The organism is Nonomuraea sp. LPB2021202275-12-8, assembly GCF_037044575.1.
Classification (GTDB): domain Bacteria; phylum Actinomycetota; class Actinomycetes; order Streptosporangiales; family Streptosporangiaceae; genus Nonomuraea.
Genome location: NZ_JBAHWD010000058.1, coordinates 1 through 17711, shown reverse-complemented (window position 1 = coordinate 17711; position 17711 = coordinate 1). Strand labels below are relative to the sequence as shown.

The 17711-nt window shown below is 69.3% G+C and carries 14 protein-coding genes and 5 pseudogenes; 12 read left to right on the top strand and 7 right to left on the bottom strand.

The window, feature by feature from the left end; translation table 11 throughout:
- The first annotated feature begins 27 nt into the window (after nucleotides 1-27).
- The 3 genes from V5E28_RS46645 (at nucleotide 28) to V5E28_RS46635 (ending at nucleotide 3110) form a co-directional block, all read left to right on the top strand.
- On the top strand, nucleotides 28-1149 hold the full coding sequence (locus V5E28_RS46645) for an MBL fold metallo-hydrolase (RefSeq protein WP_336216752.1): 1122 nt from the start codon (nucleotides 28-30) through the stop codon (nucleotides 1147-1149).
- Between the two features lie 73 nt (nucleotides 1150-1222).
- A complete protein-coding gene (locus tag V5E28_RS46640; RefSeq protein WP_336216751.1) occupies nucleotides 1223-2137 on the top strand; it encodes a pirin family protein in 915 nt (304 codons plus the stop codon).
- An 88-nt stretch (nucleotides 2138-2225) separates the two neighbouring features.
- Nucleotides 2226-3110, top strand: coding sequence for an oxidoreductase (locus V5E28_RS46635; protein ID WP_336216750.1), 885 nt, complete (start codon nucleotides 2226-2228; stop codon nucleotides 3108-3110).
- 16 nt (nucleotides 3111-3126) lie between these two features.
- Here the strand turns inward: V5E28_RS46635 and V5E28_RS46630 are convergent, their stop codons facing one another.
- The 3 genes and pseudogenes from V5E28_RS46630 to V5E28_RS49930 all read right to left on the bottom strand — a co-directional run.
- Nucleotides 3127-5385: a serine/threonine protein kinase gene (locus V5E28_RS46630; protein ID WP_336216749.1), complete on the bottom strand. Its 2259-nt coding sequence runs from the start codon at nucleotides 5383-5385 to the stop codon at nucleotides 3127-3129.
- Nucleotides 5386-5539: 154 nt separating this feature from the next.
- Entirely contained in the window at nucleotides 5540-5851 is a 312-nt protein-coding gene (locus V5E28_RS46625; RefSeq protein ID WP_336216748.1) for a hypothetical protein, read from the bottom strand.
- Nucleotides 5852-5880: 29 nt separating this feature from the next.
- Nucleotides 5881-5937: pseudogene (locus V5E28_RS49930) on the bottom strand (hypothetical protein); the annotation flags it as partial.
- Nucleotides 5938-6092: 155 nt separating this feature from the next.
- Here V5E28_RS49930 and V5E28_RS46620 point away from each other — a divergent pair.
- Entirely contained in the window at nucleotides 6093-6893 is an 801-nt protein-coding gene (locus V5E28_RS46620; RefSeq protein WP_336216747.1) for an alpha/beta fold hydrolase, read from the top strand.
- 7 nt (nucleotides 6894-6900) lie between these two features.
- Here V5E28_RS46620 and V5E28_RS46615 read toward each other — a convergent pair whose 3' ends face one another.
- From V5E28_RS46615 to V5E28_RS46605, 3 genes are all read right to left on the bottom strand, one after another.
- On the bottom strand, nucleotides 6901-7923 hold the full coding sequence (locus tag V5E28_RS46615; RefSeq protein ID WP_336216746.1) for a coiled-coil domain-containing protein: 1023 nt from the start codon (nucleotides 7921-7923) through the stop codon (nucleotides 6901-6903).
- A 127-nt stretch (nucleotides 7924-8050) separates the two neighbouring features.
- Entirely contained in the window at nucleotides 8051-9688 is a 1638-nt protein-coding gene (locus tag V5E28_RS46610; RefSeq protein WP_336216745.1) for a protein kinase domain-containing protein, read from the bottom strand.
- A gap of 129 nt (nucleotides 9689-9817) precedes the next feature.
- Nucleotides 9818-10876 carry an FAD-dependent oxidoreductase gene (locus V5E28_RS46605; RefSeq protein WP_336216744.1) on the bottom strand — a complete coding sequence of 353 codons (1059 nt, stop codon included), beginning with the start codon at nucleotides 10874-10876 and terminating at the stop codon, nucleotides 9818-9820.
- Between the two features lie 450 nt (nucleotides 10877-11326).
- Here V5E28_RS46605 and V5E28_RS49925 point away from each other — a divergent pair.
- The 7 genes and pseudogenes from V5E28_RS49925 to V5E28_RS46565 form a co-directional block, all read left to right on the top strand.
- Nucleotides 11327-11464: pseudogene (locus tag V5E28_RS49925) on the top strand (IS256 family transposase); the annotation flags it as partial.
- Nucleotides 11465-11608: 144 nt separating this feature from the next.
- Nucleotides 11609-12058, top strand: a complete 450-nt coding sequence (locus tag V5E28_RS46595; RefSeq protein ID WP_336216742.1) for an ester cyclase — start codon at nucleotides 11609-11611, stop codon at nucleotides 12056-12058.
- 634 nt (nucleotides 12059-12692) lie between these two features.
- Nucleotides 12693-13022, top strand: a pseudogene (locus V5E28_RS49920) (Mu transposase domain-containing protein); the annotation flags it as partial.
- A gap of 721 nt (nucleotides 13023-13743) precedes the next feature.
- On the top strand, nucleotides 13744-14346 hold the full coding sequence (locus V5E28_RS46580; RefSeq protein ID WP_336216741.1) for an ATP-binding protein: 603 nt from the start codon (nucleotides 13744-13746) through the stop codon (nucleotides 14344-14346).
- A gap of 132 nt (nucleotides 14347-14478) precedes the next feature.
- Nucleotides 14479-15039 (top strand): hypothetical protein, encoded by a 561-nt coding sequence (locus V5E28_RS46575; RefSeq protein WP_336216740.1) that lies wholly within the window; start codon nucleotides 14479-14481, stop codon nucleotides 15037-15039.
- Nucleotides 15040-15256: 217 nt separating this feature from the next.
- Nucleotides 15257-15493, top strand: a pseudogene (locus V5E28_RS46570) (transposase); the annotation flags it as partial.
- Nucleotides 15492-15831 (top strand): annotated as a pseudogene (locus V5E28_RS46565) (transposase); the annotation flags it as partial. The pseudogenes V5E28_RS46570 and V5E28_RS46565, both read left to right, overlap by 2 nt.
- A 535-nt stretch (nucleotides 15832-16366) precedes the next feature.
- Here V5E28_RS46565 and V5E28_RS46560 read toward each other — a convergent pair.
- On the bottom strand, nucleotides 16367-16849 hold the full coding sequence (locus V5E28_RS46560; protein ID WP_336216739.1) for a hypothetical protein: 483 nt from the start codon (nucleotides 16847-16849) through the stop codon (nucleotides 16367-16369).
- A gap of 456 nt (nucleotides 16850-17305) precedes the next feature.
- On the opposite strand from V5E28_RS46560, the gene V5E28_RS46555 reads away from it, so the two are divergent.
- The coding region (locus V5E28_RS46555; protein ID WP_336216738.1) for a hypothetical protein at nucleotides 17306-17711 on the top strand (406 nt) is incomplete at its 3' end.

Here is a 17711-nt window from a genome sequence, read left to right as displayed (position 1 = left end):
GACTGACTTTCTTGGAGGAGTGTGGCGATGGCGGGTTTTCGGACGGTAAGGCGAGTGGTGCTGGGGGGAGCGGCCCTGGCGGCGGCCGGCTGGGCACTGCGGGACGTGCCCGCGGAGCTGGGTGTGCGGCCCCTGACGTCGGGGCCGGACCGCGCTGAGAGGATGCGACGCTCGCCACAGTTCAGGGACGGCACGTTCTTCAACCCGATGCCGGAGACCACCGCCTTGATGACGACGCCGCCGGTGAGCCTGCTGGGCGAGCTGGCCAAGGACAAGGAGCAGCGCCGCCCTGCCGGTCCCGTCCCGGTGCGCGTCCCGCCGGTCGACGAGCCCTCGCCGACCGGGCTGCGCGCCGTCTGGTACGGCCACGCCTCCACACTGGTCGAGATCGAGGGGCGGCGGGTGCTGTTCGACCCGGTGTGGAGCAACCGGCCCTCCCCCTCGCAACTCTTCGGACCGAAGCGCCACCACCCGCTGCCCGTGGCCCTCAACCAGCTCCCCGAGGTCGACGCGGTCGTGATCTCGCACGACCACTACGACCACCTGGACCTGGCGACCGTGCGCGGGCTGATCAGGACGCAGCGGGCGCCGTTCCTGGTGCCCCTGGGCATCGGGGCGCATCTGGAGCGGTGGTGGGTGCCGGCCTACCGGATCATCGAGCTGGACTGGGACGAGGAGGCGCAGGTGGCGGGGCTGCGGTTCGTCGCCACGGCGGCCCGCCACTTCTCCGGCCGCACCCTCACCCGCAACGACACCCTGTGGGGCTCGTGGGTGGTGGCCGGCGCCGCCAAGCGGGTCTTCTACGCGGGCGACTCCGGCTACTTCGAGGGCTACCAGGGCATCGGGGCGGCGCACGGGCCGTTCGACCTGACGCTGATGCCGATCGGCGCCTACAACGCGTCCTGGCCGGACATCCACATGAACCCGGAGGAAGCGGTCAACGCCCACCTCGATCTGGGCGGCGCGCTCATGCTGCCGGTGCACTGGGCGACGTTCACGCTGGCGCTGCACCCGTGGTCGGAGCCGGTCGATCGGCTGTGGCGGGAGGCCAAGGCGCGCGACGTCGAGATCGTGGTGCCGCGCCCGGGCGAGGCCGTCGACACCGCCACCGCCCCGGCGGTCGACGGCTGGTGGGAGACCTTGGGCTGATCGGTCGAGCAGGTCTCGCCGTACCGGCATATGTCCGGAACATCCAGCCGCGGCGTCGCCGTAAAGTCGTCATGTGAGCAATCTCGAACAGGACCCCCGCGAGGTCCTCTGCGCCGGCGACTCCGGCGCGGAGAGCGAGCTGCTGGAGGGGCGCGCGGTACCGCTGGGCGGGCCGCGCGCGATGGCGGTCAGCAGGACCCTGCCCAACGTGCACCGGCGCATGATCGGCGCCTGGTGCTTCGTCGACGCCTACGGCCCGGAGGAGGCGGCGATGCGGGTGCCGCCGCACCCGCACACCGGGCTGCAGACGGTGAGCTGGCTGCTCGCCGGCCGGGTGCTGCATCGTGACAGCCTCGGCAGCCTGCAGGAGGTACGGCCCGGGCAGCTCAACCTGATGACCGCCGGGCGCGGCATCTCGCATTCCGAGGAGTCGTCGCCCGAGCTGCTGCACGGAGTGCAGCTCTGGGTCGCGCTGCCCGGCGAGCACCGCCACGTGGGCCCCGCGTTCGAGCATCACGCGTCGCTGCCGGTGCACGCCGGGGCCGGCTTCACCACCACCGTGATCATGGGCTCGCTGGGCGGGGTGACCTCGCCCGCCACCGTGCACAGCCCGCTCGTGGGCGCGGAGGTGACGGTCGACGGGCAGGCCGAGCTGCCGCTGGATCCGGCCTTCGAGCACGGGCTGCTGCTGCTCGACGGCGCCGTGGAGCCGCTGCGGGCCGGACCGCTGCTCTATCTGCCGCCCGGCCGCGAGAGCGTGCGCGTCAGCGGTCACGGGCGGCTGCTGCTCATCGGCGGCGAGCCGTTCGGCGAGGAGATCGTGATGTGGTGGAACTTCGTCGGCCGCGGCCACGACGAGATCGTCGCCTTCCGCAAGGAGTGGATGGAGGGCGAGGGGTTCGGCACCGTCAAGGGCTTCGACGGCGAGCCGCTGCCCGCCCCCGTGCTGCCGGGCACCCGGTTGCGGCCTCGCGGGCGGGTGCGCTAGCCCAGCTCGCGCCTTCCCGTCGATGGTGGTCACATCTGCGGGTATGGAACGGTCCATCCGGCTTCTACCAGCATGGAAGGGCAGTTCGATGAAGACCTGGCTCATCACCGGCAGCTCGCGAGGGCTCGGGCACGAACTCGCGCGGGCGGTGCTCGAACGCGGCGACCGCCTGGTGGCGACCGCGCGCCGGCCCGAGCAACTGGACGACCTCGTCCAGGCGCACGGCGACAGCGTGCGCGCCGTACGCCTGGACGTCACCGACCCGGCGGCCGCGCGTGCGGCGGTGAGCACGGCGGTGGAGGCGTTCGGCTCGCTGGACGTGCTGGTCAACAACGCCGGCTACGCCGACTCCGGGCCGATCGAGGAGACGCCCGACGACGACTTCCGCGCGCAGATCGAGACCAACCTGTTCGGCGTCGTGAACGTCACCAAGGCCGCCCTCCCGGTGCTCCGCGGGCAGCGGTCGGGGCTCGTCATGCAGATCAGCTCGATCGGCGGGCGGGTCGGCGGCACGCCCGGGCTCGCCGCCTACCAGGCTGCCAAGTTCGCCGTCGAGGGCTTCTCGGAGGTCCTGGCGGCCGAGATGCGTCCGCTGGGCGTCAAGGTCGTCATCATCGAACCCGGCGGGTTCCGTACCGACTGGGGCGGGTCCTCGATGCGGATCCAGCCCGTCGGGGCGGACTACGAGCAGACGGTGGGGGTGGTCCACGCGTACCGCCGCGAGGCCGACGGATCGCAGCCGGGCGACCCGGCCCGCGCGGCCCAGGTGCTGGTGAGGATCGCCGATCTGGACGAGCCGCCGCTGCGGCTGCTGCTCGGTTCGGACGCGGTCCGCATGGCCGAGCAGGCGTCCCGCTCGCGCGCCGCCGAGGCGGAGCGGTGGGCCGAGGTCAGCCGGTCCACCGACTTCGAGGGGATCGCCGAGGTCACCGAGGAGGCCGTCGCACGGCTGCGCCCGGACCAGGAGCGGTGAGCTTCGGAGCGGGCGGCTAGTTGCGGCGGGTGTAGGTGTAGATCATGCTCGTGTTCGTCGCTCCCGTGGGCACGTCGGCCAGCATGCGGACGGGCCGGCCGGTGAAGTCCACCACCTGGACCTGCTGCCTCTCACCGGCGGCGTCCGGCCGGATCCAGCAGACCACGTGGTCGTCGTCGTACCAGGTGGCCAGGTTGTTGCAGCCGGACTCGAAACGCCTGAGCTCCGATCCGGACCACGCGTCGTACACGCAGTTGGTGCCGGCGGCTAGACCTGGGCAGTTCGTGACGAACTTCTCGCCCGACGGCGAGAACATGTAGTCCGCTATGCCCGCGCCCACGTTGGGGATGTGGCGCAGGCGCGCGCCTGCCTCGTCGAAGAAGCGCAGCGCCTGCTGCCTGGTGTCGTTGGCCAGGGCCACCACGCCGGTGCCGGCGGGGTCGAACCCGTAGCGGATGCCGCGCAGCGAGCTTTCCCTGAGCGAGGCCACCGAGGCGGTCCGCGTGGTCACGTCCACGATGGCGAACCCGGTCGACTGCCAGGTCTCCTTGACCGGGTTGCCTACGTTGAGCAGCAGGCGGCGGCTGTCGCGTGACCAGGCCTGGATGTAGGCGCTCAGCGGCTGCCGCACGACCCTGACGGTGGAGGCCTGGCCGGTCACCTTGTCGGTGATCTTGACGCTGTCGTGGCCGTCGATGTACTTCTTGCCGCGCTGGGCCAGGTAGCGGCCGTCGGGCGACAGGATGCTCTCCCACTGGTCCGGATATTTCTGGAAACCGCCGCTGAGGGAGTCGCGGGCGTAGTACATCCACTCCTTCGTTCCGGAGTCGTACACCGTGTACGTGGTGAGTCTGACGGGGTCCGCCGGATGTTCGTAGATGGTGGCGCTCGTGCCGGGCAGCGCCGAGGTGACCAGGTTCGCCGTGGGCACCGGCGTGGGCGTGGGCGTCGCCGGGGCGGTGCTCGCCTTGGCGACGGGCGGCGCGCTGCCGCCCGTCATGTTCCGCACCGCGACCACGACGACGGCGACCGTCGCGACCAGCGCCAGCCCGGCGGCGACCACTGCGATCACCCACCCCTTCGTGCTCTTGCCTGCCGGGCGGCCTGGTCCACCTGGCGGGCCGTACCGCACGGGGGGTTGCCCGCTCGGCGTCTGCTGCCAGGGGGACGGCTGGGGTCCCGACTGCCGCGCATGGGGGTAGCGGACGGTGGGCGGCGCGTCCGAGGGCGGCTGCGCCGGGTACGGCTGAGCCGGCGCCTGCGCGTAGGGCGGCTGAGCCGGCGAGGGGTGGTACGGCTGCGGCCCGGAGGGCGACGGTGCCGCGAACGGCTGAGCCGGTAAGGGCTGACCGTGGGGAGGCCCGCCTGACGGGTGCTGCTGGACCGGAGGTGGTGACGGCGGCGGCCCCAGCGGCGACCGGCCGCTGACCAGGGCGGCGGCCTGTTCGAGCGCCTGCGGGTTGGACGTCGGGTGCTCCAACAGGCGGAGGATCACTCGCTCGGCGGTCGGGCGGCGGGCCGGGTCCTTGGACAGGCAGGCGGCCACCAGGTCGCGCAGCGGCCCGGTCAGCCGGGTCAGGTCCGGCTCGTCGTAGAGCACCCGCTGGATGATCGCGGGCACCGACTCGGCCGCGAACGGGCCGATCCCGCTCGCCGCGAACACGATGGTGCCCGCCCAGGCGAACATGTCCGCCGCGGGCCCCGCCGGCCGGGCCAGGATCTGCTCGGGAGCCATGAAGGCGGGGGTGCCCACCGGCATGGAGCTGATCGTGGAGGTGGCGTCGAGCGCCCTGGCGATGCCGAAGTCGATGACCCGCGGCCCCTCGCCGCCGAGCAGCACGTTGCTCGGGCTGAAGTCGCGGTGCACGATCCCCGCCTGATGGATGGCGGCCAGCGCGGTCACCGTGCCGATCGCCAGCCGGTGCAGTCCCGAGCCCGCCCGGGGCCCGTCCTGCTCCACCACCTGCTGGAGCGACGGGCCGTCGACGTACTCGCTGACGATGAACGGCCGGTCCTCGTGCACGCCGGTGGCCAGCACCTTCGCCGTGCAGAACGGCGCGACCCGCTGCGCCACCGCCGCCTCCCGGGCGAAGCGCTGGGCCGCCACCGTGTCGCCGGCCAGGTGCGGGCGCAGCCACTTGACCGCCACCTGCCCGCCGTCGTCGTCGGCGCCCAGGTAGACGACGCCCTGACCTCCTTCGCCCAGCCTGCCTCGGATGTCGTAACCTCCGAGTGCGGCGGGGTCTCCCGCTCTGCGCTCCGTAATCGGCGGCATGTCCCGATTATGACGGCCCTCTTCTTGCAATCCACTTTCATTTCAGGTCTCCGCCGGAAAAAGATCTCCACCTCCCCGGCGGGCTCGGCGGGGGCTCACCACAGCCGCTGCACCTCAACGCCCCGGCCCAGGACCAGCCGATCCCGTCCGCAGGTCACAGGTCCAGGACGAGCTCGTTTGGCGGCTGGGAGCAGCAGATCAGGATGTTGCCCTCAGCCGGGGCGTCGACCGGCTCGGGGGCGTAGCCGACGCGTCCGGACAGCAGGCCCGCAGACGTGCTCGTGCGCGTGCGGAGCCGGGCCAGCAGGGTGCTGCTCTCCCGCGCGAAAGGGTGCTCCGTGCCGTCGCGGGCACCGTACAGCCACCACACGTCGCGGGCGGAGCGCTCGCCCACCCGGTAGCAGGTGACGCGCGGCTGGGTGACCTCGAACGTGGCTCGCCGATCCGGTAGCGGTCCCCGATGCACACCTCGTCGTCCGGCAGCCCCTCGACGGTGAAGTTCTCGCCGAACTGGCCGAAGGTGAAGTCGTCCCGCCCGAGCCGCTCGTTGATCGTTTGTTTCGCGGCTTCGTCCCAGCGTAGCGAGGCGAACGTCGGCCCTCAGTCTGGCCTCGGCAAAGTACGGCGAGCGCGGCCGGCTGATCCCATTGACCTCTCGATGACCGTGGATTCTGTATAGCGGGAGGTGACCCCTGAAAGGAGAAGCGATGCCCCACCTCGACAGGTTCCCCATCGGCCTGATGTCGATGGCCCTCATCATCCCGCTCGCCACGGCTGCGACGCCGGCCCCGGCGGGCGCCGGGGCGGCCAAGCCGACCGTCGTGCTGGTCCACGGCGCCTTCGCCGAGTCGTCCAGCTGGGACGGAGTCGTCTCCAGATTGCTGGCCGAGGGTTATCCGGTGGTCGCCGTGGCCAATCCGCTGCGCGGCGTGAAGAGCGACGCGGGCTACGTGGCCGGTGTCCTCAAAAGCATCAAGGGCCCCATCGTGCTCGGCGGTCACTCCTACGGCGGCTCGGTGATCACCAACGCCGCCGACGGCAACAGGAACGTCAAGGCGCTGGTCTACGTCGCCGCGTTCGCCCCCGAGACGGGAGAGAGCGCGATCGCCCTGACCGGGCGCTTCCCGGGAAGCACGCTGGCTCCCACCCTCGCGCCGCCGGTCTCGCTGCCGAGCGGCGGCAAGGATCTCTACATCAGCCAGAACAGGTTCCCGGCCCAGTTCGCCGCGGACGTCCCGGCAGGCCAGGCGAAGGTGATGGCCGCCACGCAGCGCCCGGTCACCGAAGCAGCGCTCAACGAGCCGTCGGGCGCACCCGCGTGGAAGACGATCCCGTCCTGGTTCGTCTTCGGCGAACGCGACAGGAACATCCCGCCGGCAGCCCACTCCTTCATGGCCAAGCGGGCCGGCGCGAAGGAGACCGTCGAGGTCAAGGGAGCGTCACACGTGGTGATGATCTCCCACCCGGCGAAGGTCGCCGACCTCATCGACAACGCCGCGGGCACGTAGGCGCCGCTCAGTAGACCGAGATGTGCGGGTGGTCGTAGTGGTTGGCGGTGGTGCCGCCGCGGTCGGTCATCACACGCCAGGCGCCGCTGCTGACATGCCAGATCCGCTGCCTGTAGATGATGTACATGATGCCCAGCCGCTTGGCGTTCTTGATCGCCCACTCGGCGATCTCGTTGCCGCGCTCGATCTCGGCCGCTGACGGCATCGCGCCGCCCCGGCTGAGCATGAAGTCGCAGGCCCGGCCCAGCGGGTGCTGGCCGCCGTCCTGGATGGCGCGGTAGCAGCCGATCCCGTACGGGACGTCGAAGCGCTTCTCGATGAGCGTCTTGACCAGGCGCATCCGGGGGGTGATGTTGTCGGAACCGCCGGGGAGCTGGGGCAGGAAGGTGCCGTCGGAGCGGCGTCCCGGGGCCTTGTGCAGCTGGTCGATCTTGTCCCTGATCTTCTCGATCAGCTTCTCGGCCTTCTTCCTGCGCCCGTCGAGGTCGTCGGCGGTGGCGTCGAGCTCCTCGGCGCGGGCGGCCGCCTCCTGCTGTGCCTGCTTGTGGCCGTCCCTGACCTGTGCGAAACCGCTCAGCCTGGCCTCCTGCTGGGAGACGAGGAACTCGGTGAGCGCCAGCCTGCTCATCAGCGAGGTGGGCTCCTCGGTGCCCGCGACGAGGGTGAGCTGGTTGGGCCGGCCGCCGGTGTACTCGGCGATGGCGAGGGCTCTGAGTTCGGTCGACTCCCGGTCGTAGACCTTCTGAGCGGCGTCCAGCTTCTCGCGGGCGGCCTTTTCGGCCTTCTCCGCCTTCTGCTGTTCGCGGCGGCCGTGATAGTAGTCCTCGATCAGCTTGTCCGACTCCTTCTGGAGATCGGCCAGCTCCTTCTCGAGTTGCTTGACCGTGGGCTTGGGGTCCGCATGCCCTGCTGTGACCGGCACGACCAGCAGGAGCGCCACAGCGAGCCCGGACGCGAGCACCCTGACGGGGGCCGTGGTGCGAGCTCGGAGGGGGCCGCGCCGCCGGTCGGCGGAGGACGCAACCGCCACGCTCCTCCTTTGCCCATGCCCGTAGGGCGGGATCCGGTCAGGAAGAAACTCAGGCCGGGGACGCCCTCTATCGAGGCAAGATAGTAGGGGATCTCACCTCTTGGCATGCAATTGGACGATTTATCGTCTATCTCGTCGCATTGCCTGGTGGCCGATCTCCGGTCTCCAGTTCGCGGGGGCGTCTCGTCCGGCGTACCACCAGGTGGCGTCCGAGCAGCACCGAGCCGGGCACGGCCACCAGGCCCAGCAGGCTGGAGCCGACTCCGAGCCCGACGTCGGCGTCCAGGAGGCCGTCGCCTCTGCCGCCGAGCAACGGCACGCCGAGCGACACCCTGATGGACAGCGAGACGAGCGGCCTCTTGGTCTCGGCCGGCGGCGGGGCCGTGGTCGGGGCGGGGCCGGGCGGTTCCGATTCGGTGGGGGTCGCCCTCGTGGGCGGGGCGGTCGTGGGCTCGCGCGGCGGGTCGGACCTGGTCGGCCTCGTCGTCCGGGTGGGCTCGCGGCCCGGTGTGGGCTCGCCGGTGCCGGGCGGCCGGGTGGGCTCCCGCGTGGGCACCGCGGTGGGCTCGCGCGTCGTCTCCGCGCTGGTGACGGGGTCGGGGCCGCCGGTGGGCGCACCGGTCAAGGACAGGGGCGGGGTGGCCGTACCGGACTCGGAGGGAGGCGGCGGCGTGGACACGGCGGCGTCCGGGGTCGGCGCCCGCGAGGTCGCCGGAACCTGCGTCGCGGGCGGGAACGCGGTACGGTCCGGCTGCGGGGTCTCGTTCCAGATCAGGAACACCGAGACCACGGCCGCCGCGGTCGCCAGCACCAGCCCGCCGGTCACGGCGATCTTGGTGGCCGGCGCGAACGTGCTCTGGAACAGGGTCGTGCCGCTGTCGGGAGCGGGCTGCGCGAGCGGCCGCATCATGAGGAACGGCACGGTCAGCGCGCCCAGCATCGAGCGGCCGCGCACCTCCCAGCGCCTCCCGTAGGCCTCCCCGGCGGTCCGCTCCAGCTCGGCCAGGAACGCCTCGGCCGACTCCGGCCTGTCGGCGGGGTCCTTGGCCAGACCGTGCCGGACCAGCCCCCTGACCGGCCCGTCGATGCCGTCCAGCGCGGGCGCCGCGTGCTGGTGCTGGTAGGCCAGGGCCGCGATGTTGTCGCCGGCGAACGGCCGGTGTCCCGTGAGGCACTCGTAGAACACCACGGCCGCGGCGTAGACGTCGGCCGCCGGACCGGCCGGGGCGCCCTCCCACTGCTCGGGCGCCATGTAGGAGGGGGTGCCGATCAGCGGCGCCTCGTCGCCCGAGTGGGCGGCGAGGCCGAAGTCGACCAGCTTGCTGCCGCCGTCCTCGGTGATGATCACATTCTCGGGCTTGAAGTCGCGGTGCACGATGCCGTGCCGGTGCGCCTCGGCGAGCCCGAGCAGCGCCCCCTTCAGCACGGCCAGCGCGGCCAGCGGGCCCGTGCCGCCCTCGTGCTGGAGCAGGCGGCGGAGCGGGATACCGTCGACCAGCTCCATCACGATGACGGCGTCGCCGGAGTCCTCGACGTAGTCCAGCAGGCGGGCGGTGTGCGGGCTGTCGAGCTCGCGGATCACCGCGGCTTCGGCACGGAGCCGCTCGACGAAGGCGCCGTCCTCGCGTAATCGCACCGATAAGTGCTTGATCGCGACGGACAGCCCATCGGAGTCACGCACGGCCAGCATCACGTGCCCGGTGCCGCCGTGTCCGAGCTCCCGGATCTCGGTGTAGCCGGGCACCTCCATCGCGGGAACCTCCAACCGGGAGAAAGATCCTTCTCCCGGGGACGCTAGCCCACCGTCACAGCCCGTGTCGACACTTCTCGCCACGGTGACCGCGGTCTTACACAATCGGTATTTTTCCTACTACCTATAGTAGGCGCGCCTTCTTCAGGCCACCGCGGACGCGGCTGAGCCGGTGAGGAGCAGGCGAACGTTCCGGGCGGCGGTGCGGCCGGCCCGGTTGGCTCCGATCGTGCTGGCCGAGGGGCCGTAGCCGACGAGTTGCAGGCGCGGCTCCTTGACCGCCTGGGTGCCGTCGACCTTGATGCCGCCATCGGGCTCGCGCAGGCGCAACGGCGCCAGGTGGTCGAGGGCGGACCGGAAACCGGTCGCCCAGACGATCGTGTCGGCCTCGTAGCCGCGCCCGTCCGCCCAGCTCACGCCGTACGGGGTGATGCGCTCGAACATCGGCAGACGCTCCATCGCCCCCTTCGCCAGCGCCGCGAGCACCACGGGGGTCTGGCCGAGCCCGGTGACGCTGACCACGCTCTGCGGCACCAGCCCGGCGCGTACGCGCTCCTCGACCAGGGCGACCGCCTCGCGCCTGGACTCCTCGCCGAAGTCGTCGCGGAACTCGGGCGGCCGCCGGGTCACCCAGAGCGTGCTCGCGGCCACGCCGGCGACCTCGGACAGCACGTGCGCGGCGGAGTGACCGCCGCCCACCACGACCACGCGCCGCCCGGCGAACTCCGCCGGCCCCCGGTAGGAGGCATAGTGGAGCTGCCTGCCGCGGAAGCCGGGCACGCCCGGATAGTACGGCCAGTAGGGGCGGGTCCAGGTGCCGGTGGCGTTGACGACGGCACGTGCCGCCCATTCCCCCGCGGTCGCCGTCACCGCCAGCCGCCCGCCGGCCCGCGTGACAGTCGTGACGCCGACGGGGCGCAGCACCGGCAGGGCCAGTCGCCGCTCGTAGTCGCCGTAGTAGGCGGGCACGGCCACGGCGGCGGGCCTGCTGTCCCCGGCATCCGGCTCCTGCCTGACGCCCGGCAGGTCGAAGATGCCGTGCACCTTGTCCATGGTCAGCGTCGGCGACCGGTGCCGCCAGGCCCCGCCGGGCCCGTCCGCGGCGTCCAGCACCAGCGGCTCGTAACCGAACCTGCGCAGGAAGTAGGCGCTGGACAGGCCTGCCTGTCCAGCTCCGATCACCACCACGTCGACCTCGTCCACGTGACTGCCAACCGCCGCGGACTCCGCTATCTTCCCCGCTGGTGAATGGCGCAGGGCCAGTGTGAGCGGCTGCTCCTTGGACCCGAAAGTGGTGGTTGATCGACGCCTGGTTCGCCCCCGACGCCGCGGCCAGGTCTCGCGCGGTCGTGTGCGCGTACCCCTTGGCCAGGCGGAAGCCATCGGTCACGAGCCTGAGACTCTACGCATTCGTTTCATGTACGCAGCATGAGAGTTCGAGTGCCCTCGAAATGGCCGCTCGCTGTCCTGGTTGCCACAGGAGCGAAAGGGTTACTTTTCTCGCGTTGACCAAGAGAGTGAAAGGTTGGGCTCCTCTGGCGGAGCCGGGCCGATCATCAGACCGGCGTTGTTTACGAACGCGTACAGGAGAACGGGGCGGTACTGCGGTTGCGTCCACGGGACTGGGTGTACGAGTTTGGCCTTGTCACAGGCGTGACGCCCGCGCAATGGCTGGCGAAACAGATCGAGACCGGCGACCCGGATCTGTTGCGATCCATGATGAAGACCATGGCCGAGACCTTGCTGTCGGCCGAGGCCGACAGCCTGTGCGGCGCCCGGCTACGGCGCCGCCCATATCTCGGCCCGCGGCGGGCGGCGGATCTGTTGGAGAACCGTTTCGGAGTTGACATGCCCGCCTCCCCAATCAATACCCCTCAGCATTCATACGCGATTGCATGAAGTGCATCCCTGTATCGAGTTTTATTGGAGAGTTCGATGGTGACCACGTCGTCAACCGTGCGCGAGGCGCGCGAGGCGCTCGTCCGAGCCCACTTCGAGTCCGAGGCCGCCCAGGAGTTCGACGTCACGATGACGACGATGGGGCACCCTCGCTACGAGCTCATCCCCACCGGCGAGGTCTTCGACGGCGAGGAACAGGTGCTGGGCTACTACCACAGGTCGAGGGCGGCCTTCCCGGACCAGCGTCACGACAATGTCCGTCTGCACCACTCAGACACTGCGGTGATTGCGGAGTTTGACCTGCTCGGTACCCATTTGGGCGAGTTGTACGGCGCTCCGCCCACGGGGCGGAGCTTCCGCTGCCCGATGGTGGCGTTCTTCTTCTTCGACGGCTCCGAGGACGACAAGATCATCTGCGAGCGGATCTATTTCGACACCGCCACCATCACGGGCCAGCTCGGCATCACGCCGAATGTGGCGGGCTGAGCGGACCTGCGGCGTTCGCCGATGGCCTGGTGAGGATCCAGCAGAGGTTGATGTGAGGGCCTCCGCTGCGCTGATGGTCAGCGTTCGGGTGACGCGGATGTCATACTCCTCGCGATTGGCAAGCACCTCGTCCATGTGCGCCTCGGCCCAATCCTTGATGCTGTGCATCAGATGGTGGAGCGAGAGACCCAGGTCGGTCAGCTCGTATGTGACGGTGACCGGCACGGTCGCCGTCACAGTGCGGGTGACCAGACAGTCACGCTCGAGGGAGCGCAGCGTCTGGATTGACCCCGGCCAGCCGGCGGGCCAACTCCGAGTAGCGCATCGCTCGCGGCTCGTCGACACGGTCGCTGCCGAGAGCCGCAAGGATCAGCGTCACCCATTTGTCGGAGATCCGGTCGAGTAACTGGCGGCTCGGGCAGCGCGCCAGGACCGCGTCGTAGTCTGCCGACGGCCGCTGCCGGGTGGTGTCGCTGGTCCTGACACCGGGCCAGTACGGCGACAGCCCCCAGTTCCGGCGCGTACTGGCCACCATTCGCGCTGGCTCGTTTTCAAGTCCCACAACGGCCTGGACACCTTCTACTGCCGCCGTGGCCAGGAGGGTGCTCACGAGAAGGGCGGAGTCGAGGGCGACGTGGGCCGGTTCCGCCGCAATCACCTGGTCCCGGTGCCGAAGGTCGCGTCGATTCGCGAGCTCAACGACGCGATCGAGCGGTGGGATCATCAGGATGACCAGCGCCGGATCGGCGCCCGCCCGCATACGGTCGCTGAACATTGCGCGCTGGAAAAGCCACTGCTTCAGCCGCTGCCGGCCGAGCCGTTCGAGACCGGCCGTGTCTTTCACCCGCGGGTGGATCGGCGAGCTCAGATCTGCGTTCGCACCAACCGGTACTCGGTGCCGGCCGCGCTGATCGGCCGACAGGTCAGAGTGCTGCTGCACTCCTCCGAGCTCGTGGTGTTCCACGATCGCAAAGAGGTCGCCCGGCACGAGCGGCTCGTCGCCAAGAACGGCACGCGCCTCGACCTCGACCACTACCTGGAGGTCCTGATCCGCAAACCCGGCGCCCTGCCCGGCTCCACCGCGCTCGAGCAGGCCCGCGCGGCGGGAAAGTTCACCCCGGTGCACGACGCCTGGTGGGCCGCGGTCCGCAAGGCCCACGGGGACGCCACCGGCACCCGGGAGCTGATCGAGGTGCTGCTGCTGCACCGCAGCATGGCCCACGACCACATCGTGGCCGGGATCGCCGCCGCACTGCGAGTCGGAGCGCTCACCGCGGACGTGGTCGCGATCGAGGCACGCAACGCCGCACAGGCCGACAGCCAGCCTGCCCCGGCCGACCCGTCGGCCACCCGGTCGAGCTGGCCGACAACATCGTCTCCCTCACCCAGAAAAGGATCGAGAACCTGCCCGAAGACACCAGGCCGCTGCCCTCGGTGGCCGCCTACGACCAACTGCTGCGTCGCAACCGCCCACCCAGCCGAGGAGATCCGCCGTGAGCACCGAGCAATACCGCTTCGCCCACCAGCGCGGGATGACCGAGCCGCCGCCGAGGCCGCCATCGACCAAGCCTGTCGCATGCTGCGGCTGCCTACCCTGCGCGCCCAGTTCATCCCCACCGCGGACGCTGCTGAGCGAGAGCAGCTCACCTACCGCGGCTTCCTCGCCGAACTCCTGATGGCTGAATGTGAGGACCGGCAGCGCCGCCGCTCAGAGCGGCGGATCAAGGCCGCCGGGCTCCCGCCAGAGGTGGCTCTCCGACTTCGACTTCGAGGCCAACCCCAATGTCCCCGCCGCGGTCGTTCACACCCTCGCCAAATGCGAATGGGTCTGCCAAGGCCACCCGCTCTGCCTCATCGGCGACTCCGGCACTGGCAAGAGTCATCTGCTCATCGCGCTCGGCACCGAGGCCGCCATGGCCGAGTTCAGGGTCAAATACGTCCTGGCGAGCAAGCTCGCCAACGAGCTCGTCGAGGCCGCCGACGAGCTCATCCTCAACAAGACCATTGCCCGCTACGGACGCTACGACCTTTTGTGCATCGGTGAGCTGGGCTACATGAAATTCGACAAACGCGGCGCTGACCTGCTCTTTCAGCTTCTGACCGAGCGGGAGGAGACCGCAAGTGTCGCGATCGCCTCGAATGAAGGGTTCGGCGGCTGGACCAAGACTTTCGCCGAACCACGCCTCTGCGCCGCGATCGTCGACCGGCTCACCTACAACGCCACCATCCTAGAGACCGGCACCGAGTCTCACCGGCTGGCCCAGAGCAGGAACCAGAACAACAACTGACAGCCTCGGCGCCAGGGACCCCTCGACGAACACCTCGTTATAGGCCGCCGGGGTACGGCCACCCTTCGCTATGATGATCGCGGACCATGATGGGCGGCAGATTCGTGTCGCCGAAACGCGCGAGGAGTGCGGATGCAGCCGGATCCACCGCAGCCCGGGTTTCCTCAGTATGGTCAGCCGCCGATGGCTGGCGGACCCGCGCCGTGGGGTGGCGGGCCGAGCCCGTTGGCGGCGCCGCCCAGGCCGAGGGCAAACGCCGCGGCGGCGGTGATCGCTGGCATCCTGGCGCTGATCACCGTCGGCATGCTCGTCTGGTTCGCGCTTAACGACGCCCTCTACGCCATCAGGCATGATGACTGGTCCAGCCTGGTGTTGCAGAACGTGCTCGGCGGCGTAATCGGCGCCGGGTTACTGCTGGTCGCAGCGGGGTTCACGTTCGCCCGCAGGATTCCCGGCGCGTGGACCCTGTGCGCGCTTTGCGTGCTTTTCGTCGTGGCGAACCTCGTGTTGGCGCCGCTACTGCATGGCACGCCCTTCGGTACTCAGCTCAAGTTCCTCTTCGGCTTCGACAAGATCAACGGCATCGCCGCAGGGCTGGCGACCATATTCTGCGCCCTGACGGCGATCATGGCGGCGATCGCCGGCAGCGTGAAGTCGTACGGACCAGCCACCGCCACGCCACCCCGTCCGTGATCACAGCGTGAGCTGCACTCTTAGACCAGCCGAACGCGCTGAAGAATCCCGGCCATCCATCGGCGAACTCACCGGCTGAGGGGCTCCTGATCAGCTGATGTGTGACCGCGAAGGCCTTCTGGCCGGGAGAGGTGGGGCCAAACCTCATTGACGATCTAGGCCTCGAGGATCGTTAAGTGGGGCCAAACCTGGCTTGTAGGTGGGGCCACCACTTCCTGTTGGAACCAACATGCGCACCGAGCTGGTCACCGACGCCCTGGCGATGGCGATTGGTCAGCGTCGCCCTGACGCGGAGGTGATCCATCACAGCGACAAGGGCGGTCAATATACGTCGATCGCGTTCGGCTAGCGGTGTGCGCAGGCCGGCGTGCGCCTCTCCACCGGCCGCACCGGCACGTGCTTCGATAACGCGATCACCGAGAGCTTCTTCGCCTCGCTGGAGTGCGAGCTGATCGTACTTCCCCGACTGGCGGCTGGAACGGGGCCGCCGGGCCGAGCAGGCGCTCATCAGTGTGGTCGCTACCAGCTATCTGCTGGGGGGTGTCGACTCGTCGAGTGGACAAACTGGTCGAGCAACTGGGCATCAAGAACATCTCCAAGAGCCAGGTCTCGCAGATGGCCAAGACGCTGGATGAGCAGGTCGAGGCGTTCCGGACCCGGGCACTGGACGCCGGCCCGTACACGTTCGTATGGTTGGACGCGCTGACACAGAACGTGCGTGAGGGCGGGCGGATCGGCAACGTGCACTGCCTGGTGGCCACCGGCGTGAACGCCGACGGTCGGCGCCAGATCTGGACCCAGATCTGGTCCAACTGTGAGGATCGTCTTGTGCCGTCCGGACGAGGTCCTGGCCCGTGGTCTAACTGGCCTTGCTGCCTTTGGATTGATCTGCCGGTCCTTGCTCCGGGCGGTGCTTGCTGGCGTCGAGCCGGCAGACGTGTCCCGATAGGGGCCTTGCCGCTACAAGGCACCGTCACAGTTCTGACCGTCACGCCGGCCCGACGACGGCCATCCCCCCACAGGTCGTTCAAGGAGCCAGATGACCACCGTCAGCATGCCCGAGCCCGACGTCGACCGCCAGATCGAAGACTAGCTTCGCCGCCAGCTCACCCATCCGAAGCTGGAGCAGTTACCCGGCCAAGGTTGCATGACGGGCCACTAGCACTTTCCGAACACCCGGGCTGCGGGCGGTGTCCGGCTCATTCATCCGTGGCGGCCAGGTGTCCCGCCGGTCCGACCTGCGTTCCGTCACTGTCTGCCATCGCCCGGAAATGCACGGGCAGAGCTTGCATGTGGGCCGGACAGCCGCACCGTCCGGCCCACGGCTTTAGAACTGCGGAACCAGCGTGCTCGTCCAGGAGGAGTCTCCAGAAAGAGCGGATTTGATGTAAGTGCCGTCGACAGAGGGCAGGGAGAAGGTCGGGTAACCGGGGGCGTCAGGATTGAGGATGCAGTTGCTCTTGTAGTTGACATCGGGATAACTGGCCCCGAGGCCGTGCAGGTAGCAGCGCCAGCTGTACCAGGTGCCGGCGGGAGCGGTCAGCCGGATCGTGGTCTGGTAAGGACGATTGGGAATGTGCAGCTTCCAGGTGTAAGTTCCGGGAGCCAGCTTGATGCGATAAGGGCCGCTCGCGGGAAGCGCGGCATGGTCATTGACCGTCGAGTGAGGGCTGAGCTTTATCACCCGGCCGATCTGAACGGGCGGGAGCGCTTGCGCGGCCTGCGCGGTCGGCGCGGAGGTGACGACAACTCCAGTCGCGATGAGGCTTGCGGACGCAATAGCCAATACGCGCCATACCGATGGTTTCATACCATTCTCCTTGAAAAGTTGACGGACTGGACGCTACCTGGATTCAGATGTGATCGCCCTGATGCAGCCGACAGGACTACGACTGTTGCAGGTGATCCCAGCCCTCGGCCAGATCGATGCCGAGGTGTTAACCCGCGCCACCATGGTCACCTATCAATAGGCGCCGGGGCAACTGATGGCGGACGGTCATTTGCAGGACACTTCGGCCCTTAGACCGGGCACTTGTTTGCTCTTCGGCGAATTCCACCGTACGTGCTCGCGTTATTGCCGTACAGGATGATTACACTCGGCTGTTATCGCTGTGCGGGAACGCCTGCATGGGAGTTGGCCGACAGGAGCGCGTCATCCCGGCTTGGCAAACCTGCGGGTGGTTATGCCGGTGATAATTGAATCTCCTCCAAAGTCCGTGATGCGGTGACGACGCGTGCTGATCGTTCGGTTGTGAGGGGCACCGTCGTGAACGAGCGGGGACTCGCGTGGCCGAACGCCTGGCGGTTGAAATGGCCTTCCACCGCTGTGAGCCGGTCGGAAGGTCCTGTCCTCGTGTTGGGCGAGGACGATGGCGAAGGAGTGGGCGTGCTGACGAGTGCGGCCGGTTCCGGGCAGCGGAGCTCGCGTCCTGAATGCGGTAGCGACACGCTGCTGGGCGTCGATGCTGTCCTCGGCAAGTCGTCCGCAACGGTGGCCGAGACTTCGAGCTCGGCGTCGATCGTCAGCTGTGACCAGGTCCAGGCGGAGGGACTCGGTGATGCGGAGGGTGATTCGGTGCCCGCGATCGCGCGAGGGGTGAACACCCCCTTGTTCACGCCGCCTCACCGTGGAGGACAGCAGTCCCGGCTGCATCGGAGTTTGCCCACAGCCA